This is a genomic window from Candidatus Pelagibacter sp. PS_40 (genome assembly GCF_059417765.1).
The window spans coordinates 18,057-31,792 of record NZ_CM182064.1; the positions used below are offsets into that span (position 1 = coordinate 18,057).

Genomic DNA, 13,736 nt, shown 5'->3' on the forward strand with positions numbered 1-13,736 from the left:
TCGATTTAAATAATGAGTGAAAAATTACTTGTTCCAGACATTGGTGAATTTGAAAAAGTTGAGGTTATTGAACTTTTAGTAAAAGTTGGAGATCAAATAAACTTAAACGATCCTGTTGTTACTATTGAGAGTGACAAATCTAGTGTTGAAATTCCATCAACAGTTTCTGGTAAGGTAGAATCTGTAAATATTAAAATAGGTGATAAAGTTTCTAAAGGAGACTTATTATTAAGTATTGAATCTTCAAAAGAAAGCCCTTCAGAAAAGCCAATTCCTAAAGATACAGAAAGTATTATTAAACAAGCAGAATCTGTTTTAAAGAATGAAAAAAAAGAAGAAACTATTCAACAAAGTCCAGCCCTAGAAAAAAAACAAACAATAATTCAAGTTACAAATGAAAATGATATTGATCCATTAGAAACTCAAGATTGGTTAGAGTCTTTATCTGCAGTTGTTGAAAAAGATGGAAATCAAAGAGCTCATTTTTTGATAAAAGAATTAATTAACAAAGCATATCAAGAAGGTGCAAATATTCCTTATACACAACACACTCCTTACATAAATACAATCCCACCAGAGGCAGAAGTCAAGTCCAATGGAGATCAGAACATTGAAAGAAGAATTAGATCTTTAATTAGATGGAATGCAGCAGCCATGGTTGTGAGAGCAAATAAAAAATTTCCTGAATTAGGTGGTCATATAGGAACATTCGCATCTGCAGCAACACTTTATGATGTAGGAATGAATCATTTTTGGAGAGCTAAAAATAATAAATTTGGTGGTGATTTAGTTTATTTTCAAGGTCATAGTGCACCAGGCATCTATGCTAGAGCATTTTTAGAAGGCAGATTAAATGAAAAACAATTAGATAGTTTTAGACAAGAAGTAAAACCAGGTGGACTTTCTTCATATCCACACCCTTGGTTGATGCCAAAGTTTTGGCAGTTTCCAACTGTGTCAATGGGATTAGGACCTATGCTTGCAATTTACCAGGCGAGATATATGAAATATTTAATTAATAGAGGATTAATTAAAGATGAAGGTAGAAAAGTTTGGGCATTTCTTGGTGATGGAGAAATGGATGAGCCAGAATCTTTAGGTGCTATAGGGTTAGCTTCTAGGGAAAAACTGGATAATTTAATATTTGTTATAAACTGTAATCTTCAAAGATTAGATGGACCTGTTAGAGGTAATGGAAAAATTATTCAAGAGCTAGAAGGAAGCTTTAGAGGAGCCGGTTGGAATGTAATTAAAGTAATTTGGGGGTCTTACTGGGACTCACTGATTGCTAATGATAAAACAGGTCACTTAGTTAAAGCTATGAACGAAACTGTCGATGGTGAGTATCAAGCAATGAAGGCTAGAGATGGAGCTTACGTTAGAGAAAAATTTTTTGGAAAATATCCAGAGACACAAGAGCTAGTTTCTAGTTTGTCAGATAAAGATATTTGGAGATTGAATAGAGGTGGTCATGATCCTCATAAAGTTTATGCAGCATATGATCAGGCATCAAAAAATCAAGGCAGCCCAACGGTTATAATCGCTAAAACCATTAAAGGTTATGGCATGGGAAAAACAGGTGAAAGTGTTAACACAACCCATCAAACTAAGAAGTTAGACGTAGACGATTTATTATATTATAGAGATCGTTTTGATGTGCCTTTAACTGACGATCAAGTAAAAAATGTAGAGTATTTTAAGCCAGATGAAAAATCTCCAGAAATTAAATACATCAAAGAAAGAAGAATGAACCTTGGGGGTTCTTTGCCAGAGAGAACAACTTACGCAAAGCCAATAAAAGCACCAGCAAAAGATATTTTTGATTTCATGAAAGTATCAACAGGTGAAAAAGAAATGTCTACAACCATGGCATTAGTTAGAATGTTTACAAATTTGCTAAGAGACAAGAATGTTTCACCGAGGTTAGTCCCAATTATTCCTGATGAAGCAAGAACTTTTGGCATGGAAGGATTTTTCCAAAAGATAGGAATATATGCGCATGAAGGTCAAAAATATGAACCTGAAGATTCTGCGCAGTTAAGCTCTTATAGAGAAGATAAAAGTGGACAAGTATTAGAGGAAGGAATTAATGAAGCTGGAGCAATGTCATCATGGATTGCAGCTGCAACAGCTTACACGAATCATGATATTGAAATGATTCCAATTTATATTTTTTACTCAATGTTTGGTTTTCAAAGAATAGGAGATCTTGCATGGGCTGCTGGAGATAGTCAGGCCAGAGGTTTTTTAATTGGAGCAACAGCTGGAAGAACTACTTTGGCTGGTGAAGGATTACAACACCAAGATGGACACAGTCACTTGATAGCTTCAACGATACCAAATTGTGTAACATATGACCCAACTTTTCATTATGAGTTAGCTGTTATTTTTAGAGAAGGCTTGAGAAGAATGCATGAAAAAAATGAAAATGTTTTTTATTATATCACAACCATGAATGAAAACTATTCACATCCAGGAATGCCAAAAGATAAAAATTGTGAAGAAGGAATTCTTAAGGGAATGTACAAGATTAAAGAATTTAATAGATATGGAAAAACAAAAATTCAACTTTTAGGCTCAGGTACAATATTGAGAGAAATGATGTCTGCAGCAGAAATTCTTCAAAATGAATATCAGATAGATAGTGAAATTTGGAGTGTTACTAGCTTTAATGAGTTGAGAAAAGATGGTATGGAAGTTGAAAGATATAATCTCTTAAACCCTGATAAAGAACAAAAAGTTTCATTTGTAGAACAGTGTTTAGGAAAAACTGAAGGACCGATTATGGCAGCCTCAGATTATATGAGAATGAATTCTGACCAAATTAGACCTTATACTAATAAAAGTTTTTATTCTTTAGGGACAGATGGTTATGGAAGAAGTGACACTAGAAAAAACCTTAGAAAATTTTTTGAAGTTGATAAAGAGCATATTGTTGCCTATGGACTGAGTGTGTTAGCAAAAGAGCAACTGATAGCTTCTAAATACGCTAAAGAAGCCATAAAGAAGTATAATATTGATGGCAGCAAACCAATGCCAACAAAACTATAAGATGTCAGATAAAGAGATTAAAGTACCAAATATTGGTGAATTTAAAGACGTTGAGGTAATTGAGGTGCTAGTTTCAAATGGCCAGTCAGTTTCTAAAAATGATCCACTTATTACAATTGAGAGTGACAAATCTAGTGTTGAAATACCAGCTTCTTTTGATGGAAAGGTTAAGTCTGTTAAAATTAAAGTGGGAGATAGGGTTTCAGAAGGTGATTTAATATTAACTATAGAACAGTCTGGAGAAGAAGAAAAAAAAATAGAACAAAAAACTATTAAAGAAGCAGAACAAGTTACAAATCAAAATCAAGTAGAAAAAATTGCAAAAGTCAATCCAGCACAAAATACAATAAAAAAAGATAATTCAGAAATTTCATCTGCAAGCCCAAAAGTACGTAAATTTGCTAGAGAACTTGGGGTTAATATTAATGAAATAGTTGGTAGTGAAAGACAGGGAAGAATTGTGGAAGATGATGTAAAAAATTTTATATCCTCTACGATTAATAAAAATCCAGATAAGACCGAAGATCAACCAAAAAAAATTGTTAGTGAATATTCTCATTCTGATTTTGGTGAAATTGAAGTTAAAGATATGCCTAGGGTTAAAAAATTAGCCTCTACATATTTAGTTAATTCTTGGACTACAATACCTCATGTCACAAATCATGATGAAGCAGATATAACTGAAATGGAAGATTTTAGAACTTCACTTACTAACATGTATACAGGGGAAAGAAAAAAAATTACTCCATTAGCTTTTATTGTTAAAGCTTTAGTTGCATCTTTAAAAAAGTTTCCTAGTTTCAACTCTTCAATAGATGATATTGAAAATGGAAAAATTACAATGAAAAACTATTTTCATGTTGGGATTGCAGTGGATACTCCACATGGTTTAATGGTGCCAAAAATTAGAAATGCTGACAATAAAAGCATCTCATATATTAGCAATGAATTGAAAATAGTAAGTGACCAATGTAGAAATTTAAAAATAGATAAGAAAGAATTTTTTGGAGGATCTATGACTATTACGAGTCTTGGAGGAATTGGAGGTTCATTCTTTACACCAATAATAAATTATCCAGAAGTTGCTATATTAGGAGTAGGCAAGGCACAAAAAAAACAAATTTTTATTAATGGGAAATTTGAAACAAGAACAATGCTACCGCTTTCTTTATCATATGATCACAGAATAATTGATGGAGCTGAAGCAGCTAGATTTAATAATGATCTAAAAGAAAATTTAGGCAAAAATTTTGCTTATAAATTAGCTGTATAGATATTAATGTCAAAAACATCATCATTATTTTGTGCATTATTATGTACATTCATATGGGGAACGACTTTTATAGCTCAAGATACTGGAATGGACGACATTGGCCCTTTCACTTTTAATGCTGTCAGGTTTTTTGTTGGTTTTTTAGTAGTAGCTCCATTAGCCTTTATTTTTGAAAGAAAAAAAATATCAAAATCAGTACAAAAAAATCAAAAAGAATTTATCAACTTGGCTATTTTAATAGGCCTATCTTTATTTTTGGGATCAGCACTTCAACAAGTAGCTTTACTCTATACAGATGTTGCTAATGCGGCATTCTTTACGATTTTTTATGTGCCAATGGTTCCGTTTATAATTTTTTTCATGTATAAAAAGCCAATTCACTGGAGTATTTGGCCTTCTGTTCTTCTTTGTGTGATGGGAGGTTATTTGTTAACTAATTTTTATAGCGCAACAGTTAGAAATGGTGATGCACTTATAATAATAGGCGCATTTTTCTGGAGTACACACATTATTTTTACTGGCAAAATTATAGAAAAATATAATCTTCCATTAACAATTGGTGCGATTCAAACTTTAATTGTTTCCTCGCTATCATTAATTATAGGATTAATTTTTGAAGATTTTATTTGGTCCAATATTCTTAAAGAAAAATTTCAAATCTTATATGCTGGAATTTTGTCTGGAGGTCTTGCATTTGTTTTACAAATATATGCACAAAAAAATATATCCCCTGCTCCCTCAGCAATAATCTTTTCTTTAGAGGGTGTTTTTGCGACAATTGCTGCTTGGATTTTATTAGATCAAATTTTAGATATAAATAATTTATTTGGATGTTTATTTATTTTATTTGGTGTTTTGTTTTCACAATTAGCACCAATATTAAAAAAAAATTAATTATATATTATTATAAACAGAATTATTGAAATAATTATTCTGTAAATAACAAAAACATTCAAAGAAAATTTGTTTATATAATCTAGGAAAAACTTAACTGTAAAATAAGAAAATAAAAAAGAAAGAGTGATTGATATTAGTACAAGATAGTTAAGCTCAAAGCTTTGACCAATGGCATTTTTTAACTGCAGCACACTTGCTCCAGCTATAGCAGGTATAGCTAGTAAAAAAGAAATTTTACTTGAATCAAATCTATTAAATCTAAAAAGTCTTGCAGCTGTTATTGTAATTCCTGCCCTACTCACACCAGGTATTAAAGCAAGTATTTGGAACAAACCAATATATAGTATTGTTTTAAAATTTAAATTAGATGATATTTTTTTATCAAATTTACTTTTATCTGCGAGATATAAGATAATTCCAAAAATTAATGTTGTCCAAGCGATTATCTTTAAATTGTTTTCTAATAGGTTAACTAGACCTGTGGAGCTGATTACGTAGCCAGCTATTACAATTGGTATTGAGCCAATAATTAATAAAGATAATAACTTTTGATTATTTCTAAGGTCTGATAACTCTCTTCTAAAATAAAAGACTATTGCAAGTAAAGAGCCAAGATGGAGACTAACATCAATCATTAGTGAGTTAGAATTAAACTCAAATATTATCTCAACAATATTCAAGTGAGCTGATGAACTAATTGGTAAAAATTCTGATATTCCCTGAACTATTGATAAGATTATAATTTCAATAATATTTGAGAACATTTAATGCTTCGTAGCTTAAATATTCAATAATTTAAACAATTCCATTTTAACATATTAGATATGCATAAATTAAAATATTAAGATTTAATTGGATTTATTTCAAATTTAAGGTCATATATGCTGACCTTGTTTGTCTTTTATTACATAAAACCTTGATATATGCTAAATTTATTGAGGGTTAAATATGTCAGAAAATATGCTTAAATTTGTTAAAATAGGTCAACAAACTCCACCTAAAAGAGAAGTTGGAAATAGAAAAGAAGACTTTAACGAAATTTATAAGGAATTTATTAACGATAAAGCAAGCGAACAATCTAGCAGGTGTTCTCAATGTGGAGTTCCTTTTTGCCAGGTCCATTGTCCATTAAGTAATAATATTCCAGATTGGCTAAAATTAACTGCAGAAGGACGATTAAAAGAGGCTTACGAATTATCTCAAAGCACTAACAACATGCCAGAGGTGTGTGGAAGAATATGTCCACAAGATAGATTGTGTGAAGGAAATTGTGTAATTGAACAATCAGGACATGGAACTGTAACTATAGGTTCAGTTGAGAAGTATATTACTGATAATGCTTGGGAACAAGGATGGGTAAATCCAATAAAGGTTAAAAATGAAAAGAGTCAAAGTATTGGAATTATAGGAGCAGGCCCAGCTGGTCTAGCTGCTGCGGAGCAGTTACGTAAGTCAGGATATCAAATTACAGTATACGATCGATATGATAGAGCTGGTGGTTTAATGATTTATGGCATTCCAAATTTTAAATTAGAAAAATTTGTTGTAGAGAGAAGAACCAAATTATTAGAAGAAGGTGGAATTAAATTTGTTCAAAATTTTGAAGTTGGAAAAGATGCTACATTAGAGCAATTAAGAAAAAAACATGATGCTCTTTTAATTGCAACTGGAGTTTATAAAGCTCGAGAAATAGATCTTCCAGGAAAAGATTTAGGAAATATATTTCCAGCCATGGAATTTTTAACAGCTTCAAATAAAAAAGGATTAGGAGACAAGGTAGAATTATTTGATAATGGAACTTTAAATGCTGAAGGAAAAAATATTGTAGTAATTGGAGGAGGTGACACTGCAATGGACTGTGTTAGAACTTCAATCAGACAAAAAGCAAAATCAGTTAAATGCCTTTACAGGAGAGACAAAGAAAATATGCCTGGATCTGCAAGAGAGGTAGCCAATGCAGAGGAAGAGGGAGTAGAGTTTGTATGGCTATCTAGTCCCAAAGAATTTATTGGAACAAATAAAGTTGAAGGTTTGATGGTGGATAAGATCAAACTTGGGGAACCTGATGACAGTGGAAGACGTAAACCAGAAATTCAGAATAATTCTCACTTTAATATTAAGGCAGACATAGTAATTAAGGCTCTTGGTTTTGATCCAGAAAATTTACCAAAACTATTTGGTTCTGAGGATCTACAAGTTACTAAATGGGGAACATTAAAAACCAATTTTGATACTATGGAGACAAATTTACCAGGTGTGTTTGCAGCTGGAGATATTATTAGGGGTGCATCTTTAGTTGTCTGGGCCATAAAAGACGGAAGAGATGTAGCAGTATCAATAAAAAATTTTTTAGAGACCAAAGAACTCAGTAAAGAGAAGGTTGCTTAATGAAAAATTATAAAAAAAATCTTAAAATTCTTGAGGATGGTCATGTTTATTCTAAAGAAATGGAGCATGACGCTTGTGGAGTAGGGTTAATTGCTTCTACAGAAGGTAAAAAATCAAGGAAAGTAGTAGAATATGGAATTAATGCCCTAAAAGCGGTTTGGCACAGAGGAGCAGTTGATGCTGATGGAAAAACAGGTGATGGAGCTGGAATCCATTTAGAAATCCCCTCAGACTTCTTTGCTGAAAAGATAGAAATCACAGGTCATGACCATGATGGTTCAGAAATTTGTGTGGGTATGATTTTTTTACCCAGAAACAATTATCAAGCACAAGAAAATGCAAGAACTTTAGTTGAAAGTGAATTAACAAAAAGTAATTTTAGTATTTATGGATGGAGACAGGTTCCAGTAAATCCAAAAGTTTTAGGTGAAAAGGCAAATCTTACAAGACCAGAAATTACTCAAGTATTATTTAAACATAATAATAAAGATTTAACAGAAAAAGAGTTAGAAAGAAAAATTTATGAATCAAGAAGAAAAATTGAAAAAGAAGCTATTAAAGATGCGATAGAAGGTTTTTATATTTGTTCAATAAGTTCTAAGTCAGTTATTTATAAGGGCATGTTTTTAGCGGAGTCTATTGCAGATTTTTATTTAGATTTAAAGGATGAGAGGTTTATATCTCGATTTGCAATATTTCATCAAAGATTTTCAACAAACACAGCACCTAGTTGGGATCTGGCACAACCTTTTAGAGCATTAGCTCATAATGGAGAAATAAATACATTCAAAGGAAATACAAACTGGATGAAAGTTCATGAGCAAGAAATGAATAGTCCATTATTTGATAATATGGAAAATTTAAAACCAGTTATACAACCAGGATCATCAGACTCTGCTGCACTAGATAGTGTTTTTGAACTTTTAAATATTTCTGGCCAATCAGCACCCCTTGCAAAATTAATGTTAATTCCAGATGCATGGTCTAAAAAAAGTCAAACATTATCAAAAGATCACCAACAACTATTTAATTTTTTAAATAGTACAATGGAGCCATGGGATGGACCAGCCGCTATTGCAGCTACTGATAATGAATGGGCTATAGTAGCTGCTGATAGAAATGGGTTACGCCCAATGAGATATACTATTTCAAAAGATAAAATATTGTGTGCAGGATCAGAAACGGGAATGGTTGAAATCGATGAGAAGCAAATTCTTAAAAAGGGTAGATTAGGACCTGGAGAAATTCTTGGAGTTAGAATAGCTAAAGGTAAAGTATTTTCTAATGTTGAAATAAAAGACTATCTAGCAAAAGAGTTTAAACATTTTAACAATCAAATAATTGATTTAGAAAAGAAATTCCCAATAAAGAATGAAAAATCTACTTTTTCAGGTGATGAGTTAAAAAAAAGACAACATACATTTGGTTATAGTTTAGAAGATCTGGAGCTTATTCTTCATCCGATGGCAGAAGATGCAAAAGAAGCCATTGGTTCTATGGGTGATGACACTCCACTTGCAGTATTGTCTGACCGTTATAGACCGCTTTACCATTTTTTTAGACAAAATTTTAGTCAAGTTACAAATCCACCAATTGATTCTTTAAGAGAAAACAAGGTTATGAGTTTAAAAACTCGTTTTGGTAATCTTGGAAATATTTTAGATTTCACTAATTTAACAGAAGAAAACATATACGTTTTAGACAGCCCCATATTATCAAATTCTCAATTAGAAAAATTTATTAATTTTTTTGGGGAAAAATCAATAACAATTGATTGTACTTTTGATAAAAGTGAAAATCTTGAAACTTCTATTGAGAGAATTAGAAAAGAGTCTGAAATTGCAGTTCGACAAGGCCTTACGCAATTAGTTTTAAGTGATAAAAATATTTCTGAAAAAAGATTACCCATCCCAATGCTATTATGTGTTGGTGCAATAAATACTTATCTTATTAAAAAAAAATTAAGAGGCTATGCATCAATCAATGCTCAAACTGGAGAAGCATTAGACACGCATTCATTTGCAACACTTATAGGTGTTGGAGCAACTACTGTTAATCCTTATTTAGCACTGGATAGTTTATATCAAAGGTTTGAAAAAAAATTATTTGGAAAGTTTGAGTACGATGAATGCATAGCTAGATATATACAATCGGTAAATTATGGACTTCTGAAAATAATGTCAAAAATGGGAATTTCGGTCATAAGCTCTTATAGAGGTGGATGTAATTTCGAAACAGTTGGTTTGAGTAGAACAGTAGCATCAGAATACTTTCCAGGAATTTTATCAAAGATTTCAGGCATAGGGTTAAATGGAATAGAAAAAAAATTAAGAACTATTCACAAAGAAGCATTTGAAGGAACGGATGTAGTTTTACCAATTGGAGGAATTTATAGATATAGAAAGGATGGTGAAACTCATCAATATCAAGGTAAGCTCATTCATCTTTTGCAAAGTGCAGTTTCATCAAATTCTTTTGAAGCTTATAAAAAATATGCAGAAGGTATTTATAATCTTCCTCCTATACACCTTAGAGACTTGATTGGATTTAGAGATAAAAATTTAAACCCATCCTTAGATATTTCAGAAGTAGAACCAATCGAAAATATTTTAACAAGATTTGGAAGTGGAAGTATGTCTCATGGTGCATTATCGAAAGAAGCACACGAAACATTAGCTATAGGAATGAATAGAATTAAAGGAGCCTCTTGTAGTGGTGAAGGTGGAGAAGATGAAAAAAGATTTATTAAGATGGAAAACGGAGATAGTGCTAATTCTAGAGTTAAGCAAATAGCCTCAGCAAGATTTGGAGTAACACTTAAATATCTAAATAACTGTAACGAAATAGAGATTAAAATTGCACAAGGAGCAAAACCTGGTGAGGGAGGTCAATTACCAGGGTTTAAAGTTACGGAAGAAATTGCCAAATTAAGACATTCAACTCCGGGTGTAACCCTAATATCACCACCACCTCACCATGATATTTATTCTATCGAGGATTTAGCTCAATTAATTTACGATCTTAAACAAGCCAATCCAAAAGCAAGAGTTGGTGTAAAATTAGTAGCATCTTCTGGGATAGGAACAATCGCAGCTGGGGTAGCTAAAGCTAAAGCAGATATAATTTTAATTTCTGGACATAATGGAGGAACAGGAGCTACACCACAAACAAGTGTTAAATATGTGGGGATACCTTGGGAGATGGGATTAACTGAGGCTAATCAAGTTTTAACTTTAAATAATTTAAGGCATAAAGTTACTCTAAGAACAGATGGTGGAATTAAAACAGGAAGAGATGTTGTTATTGCAGCCATGATGGGAGCAGAAGAATATGGAGTAGCTACTACAGCTTTAGTAGCCATGGGATGTATAATGGTTAGACAGTGTCACTCAAACACATGTCCAGTTGGAGTTTGTACTCAAGATGAAAAACTAAGAGAAAAATTTTCTGGTACGCCAGAAAAGGTAGTCAACTTATTTAAATTTATAGCTGAGGAAGTAAGAGAAATTTTAGCACAAATAGGATTTAAATCATTAAATGAAATAATTGGTAGGACTGATTTATTAAGACAGGTAAGTAAAGCTTCACCAAACTTAGATGATTTAGACCTAAACCCTTTATTTGTTCAAACAGATGCTGGTGAGAACACAAGGCACTGTACAGTTCCAGAAATAAATTCTGTTCCAGATACATTGGATCAAGAAATTTTACCTGAAATTAAAGAACAAATTGGAAAAGTAAAAATTATTGAAAAGGAATATATTATTAAAAATACTCATAGGACAGTTGGAACAAGAATTTCTAATCATCTTTATGAAAAATATGGATCTGAAAAACTAGAGGATGGCTTTTTATCTTTAAAGTTTAAAGGATCAGCTGGACAGTCATTTGGTGCATTTGCAATAAAAGGCTTAAAACTTATTTTAAAAGGTGATGCTAATGATTATGTTGGCAAAGGTTTATCAGGCGCAACAGTGGTAGTTAAACTTCCAGACGAAAGTAATCTAGTTTCACATGAGAATACCATAATAGGAAATACAGTTTTGTATGGAGCAACATCTGGAAAACTTTTTGCAGCAGGTCAAGCTGGAGAAAGGTATGCGGTAAGAAATTCAGGATCAATTTCAGTTATTGAAGGATGCGATTCTAATGCTTGTGAATATATGACTGGTGGCACAGTTATAATTCTAGGTGATGTAGGAGACAATTTTGGAGCTGGAATGACTGGCGGAATGGCGTTTATTTACGATATAAATAAGAAATTTGATAAAAAAGTAAACCCAGAGACTGTAGTATGGCTAACGCCTGAAACAGATTATTGGATAACTTATTTAAAAAATTTAGTTCAAGAACATCACCAGGAGACAAATTCGGATTTTTCTAAAAAGATTATAGAAAATTTTGATAGAGAAATTTCTAATTTTATTCAAGTTTGTCCAAAAGAAATGATTGATAAGCTAAAAAACCCAATAAGTTTAAAATCTATTATAAAAGAAGTTAGTTAAAATGAAGGATATAAATATTTTTTGTTTTGGTTTTGGCCAAGTAGCAAAAAATTTTATAAAGAAGCTTAGTGTTGAGCAGTATAATATCAATTTGTCAGCAACCTCTAGAAGTGAGTCTTCAAAAAAAACATTCAATGGTATTAATTATAATAGCTATCTATTTAATAGCGAAAAATTTGATCAAAATTTAGTTGTAAAATTAAAAGAAGCAGATCATATCTTAGTTTCTATACCACCAGAAGATCAAGAAGATTTAGTTATAAAAAATTTTTCTAAATTTATAGAAAATTCCAAAGTAAAATGGATAACATACTTATCAGCAACTAGTATTTATGGTGATCATAAGGGAGAGTGGGTTAATGAAAATAGCAAAACAAACCCAATTTCAAATAATGGTATAGCAAGATTGAAAGCTGAAAATGCATGGTTTTCTCTAGAAAAAAATAAGAAAATACCAATTCAGATATTTAGGTTATCTGGAATTTATTCTAATGAAAAAAATATTTTAATACGTCTAAAATCAGGAGGCGTGAAATTGATCAACAAAAAAAATCATTTTTTTTCTAGAATTCATGTAGATGATATTTCAAATATATTATTTAAATCTTTATCAAAATTTAAGTCAGGAGAAATATACAATCTATCTGATGATAAACCCTCTACATCTGAAGAGGTTACTTTATTTGGAGCAAAGATATTAAATATTGAAAATATCGAAAAAATTGAAGTTGACCAAATTAAAAGTGAGATGTTGAAAAATTTTTATAATGAGTCTAAAAAAGTTAGCAACAAAAAGATGAAAAGTTATTTTGATTATAATTTAAAATTTCCAAGCTATATCGAAGGATTAAACCATATTAGTTGTAATTTTATTTAGCTCTAAGAGTATTTTTTTTAAACCTCGTTTACTTGATAAGCTGTGATCACCATTTTTTATTATCACTAATTTTTTATTAGCTTTAGTAAATAACTTAAGAACTTTTCTAGAATAACTTGTTGGAACAACTTCATCTTTACTTCCATGAATCATAGTTACATTGATTTTGGATTTAATGTTTTTATTCAAGATTTTATTTTTTCTACCATCTTTTATTAACTGATAAGTGATTGGATACTCATAATTACCATGTTTTAAGTTATAAATTCCTTTCTTTATAGTTTCATTTTTCATTTTTTTTGTAAATTTTTTCCACATTAGGTTTTGTAAAAACTCTGGAGCTGAACCAATTCCTAAAAAACCTTTAATTTGATCTTTAAAATATTTAAATTGATTTAACGAGAGCCACGCTCCCATACTTGAACCAACTAAGATAAATTTATTTTTTTTAACTATTTTTTTTATTACTATTTCAACTTCTTTTGACCATTGTGTGATATTTCCCTCGGTAAATTTTCCTGAGGATTTTCCATGACCAGAATATTCAAGAGCAAGAAAACCAAGCTTATTTTTTTTTGCAAATTTTAGTATTGCTTGAGGTTTTTCACCTTCAATGCTTGACATAAAACCATGTAAAAAAATAATATAAAGATTATCTCTATAATCCTTACTTAAATATCTTATTTGCCTGTTATTAAGGATCTTAATGTATTTAAATTTATTCATATAAGTTTATTAGAATTAA

At 31.0% G+C, this 13,736-nt stretch carries 8 protein-coding genes; 6 read left to right on the forward strand and 2 right to left on the reverse strand.

The window, feature by feature from the left end:
• Window positions 1-12: 12 nt before the first annotated feature.
• The 3 genes from aceE to AC5SLW_RS00120 are packed head-to-tail and all read left to right on the forward strand — an operon-like array spanning window position 13 to window position 5,218.
• Entirely contained in the window at window positions 13-3,051 is a 3,039-nt protein-coding gene (gene aceE / locus AC5SLW_RS00110; protein ID WP_494575136.1) for a pyruvate dehydrogenase (acetyl-transferring), homodimeric type, read from the forward strand.
• A 1-nt stretch (window position 3,052) separates the two neighbouring features.
• Window positions 3,053-4,324 carry a 2-oxo acid dehydrogenase subunit E2 gene (locus AC5SLW_RS00115; protein WP_494575829.1) on the forward strand — a complete coding sequence of 424 codons (1,272 nt, stop codon included), beginning with the start codon at window positions 3,053-3,055 and terminating at the stop codon, window positions 4,322-4,324.
• A gap of 6 nt (window positions 4,325-4,330) precedes the next feature.
• Entirely contained in the window at window positions 4,331-5,218 is an 888-nt protein-coding gene (locus AC5SLW_RS00120; RefSeq protein WP_011281704.1) for a DMT family transporter, read from the forward strand.
• Here the strand turns inward: AC5SLW_RS00120 and AC5SLW_RS00125 are convergent.
• Window positions 5,215-5,985 (reverse strand): undecaprenyl-diphosphate phosphatase, encoded by a 771-nt coding sequence (locus AC5SLW_RS00125; RefSeq protein ID WP_271615747.1) that lies wholly within the window; start codon window positions 5,983-5,985, stop codon window positions 5,215-5,217. The two genes, AC5SLW_RS00120 and AC5SLW_RS00125, sit on opposite strands and share 4 nt — an antisense overlap.
• Window positions 5,986-6,169: 184 nt before the next feature.
• Here AC5SLW_RS00125 and AC5SLW_RS00130 point away from each other — a divergent pair, with 184 nt between their 5' ends.
• The 3 genes from AC5SLW_RS00130 to AC5SLW_RS00140 are packed head-to-tail and all read left to right on the forward strand — an operon-like array spanning window position 6,170 to window position 12,991.
• Window positions 6,170-7,609: an NAD(P)-dependent oxidoreductase gene (locus AC5SLW_RS00130; RefSeq protein WP_018413760.1), complete on the forward strand. Its 1,440-nt coding sequence runs from the start codon at window positions 6,170-6,172 to the stop codon at window positions 7,607-7,609.
• Window positions 7,609-12,114: a glutamate synthase large subunit gene (gene gltB / locus AC5SLW_RS00135; RefSeq protein ID WP_494575139.1), complete on the forward strand. Its 4,506-nt coding sequence runs from the start codon at window positions 7,609-7,611 to the stop codon at window positions 12,112-12,114. Before AC5SLW_RS00130 ends, gltB begins: the two co-directional genes overlap by 1 nt.
• 1 nt (window position 12,115) lies before the next feature.
• A complete protein-coding gene (locus tag AC5SLW_RS00140) occupies window positions 12,116-12,991 on the forward strand; it encodes a Rossmann-fold NAD(P)-binding domain-containing protein (RefSeq protein WP_494575141.1) in 876 nt (291 codons plus the stop codon).
• Here AC5SLW_RS00140 and AC5SLW_RS00145 read toward each other — a convergent pair.
• Window positions 12,962-13,717: an alpha/beta hydrolase gene (locus AC5SLW_RS00145; RefSeq protein WP_494575143.1), complete on the reverse strand. Its 756-nt coding sequence runs from the start codon at window positions 13,715-13,717 to the stop codon at window positions 12,962-12,964. The genes AC5SLW_RS00140 and AC5SLW_RS00145 overlap by 30 nt on opposite strands.
• Between the last annotated feature and the right edge of the window lie 19 nt (window positions 13,718-13,736).

Coding starts and splice junctions, on each gene's coding strand:
- aceE (WP_494575136.1), top strand. CDS start 13: ATGAGTGAAAAATTACTTGTTCCAGACATTGGTGAATTTGAAAAAGTT.
- AC5SLW_RS00115 (WP_494575829.1), top strand. CDS start 3,053: ATGTCAGATAAAGAGATTAAAGTACCAAATATTGGTGAATTTAAAGAC.
- AC5SLW_RS00120 (WP_011281704.1), top strand. CDS start 4,331: ATGTCAAAAACATCATCATTATTTTGTGCATTATTATGTACATTCATA.
- AC5SLW_RS00125 (WP_271615747.1), bottom strand. CDS start 5,985: ATGTTCTCAAATATTATTGAAATTATAATCTTATCAATAGTTCAGGGA.
- AC5SLW_RS00130 (WP_018413760.1), top strand. CDS start 6,170: ATGTCAGAAAATATGCTTAAATTTGTTAAAATAGGTCAACAAACTCCA.
- gltB (WP_494575139.1), top strand. CDS start 7,609: ATGAAAAATTATAAAAAAAATCTTAAAATTCTTGAGGATGGTCATGTT.
- AC5SLW_RS00140 (WP_494575141.1), top strand. CDS start 12,116: ATGAAGGATATAAATATTTTTTGTTTTGGTTTTGGCCAAGTAGCAAAA.
- AC5SLW_RS00145 (WP_494575143.1), bottom strand. CDS start 13,717: ATGAATAAATTTAAATACATTAAGATCCTTAATAACAGGCAAATAAGA.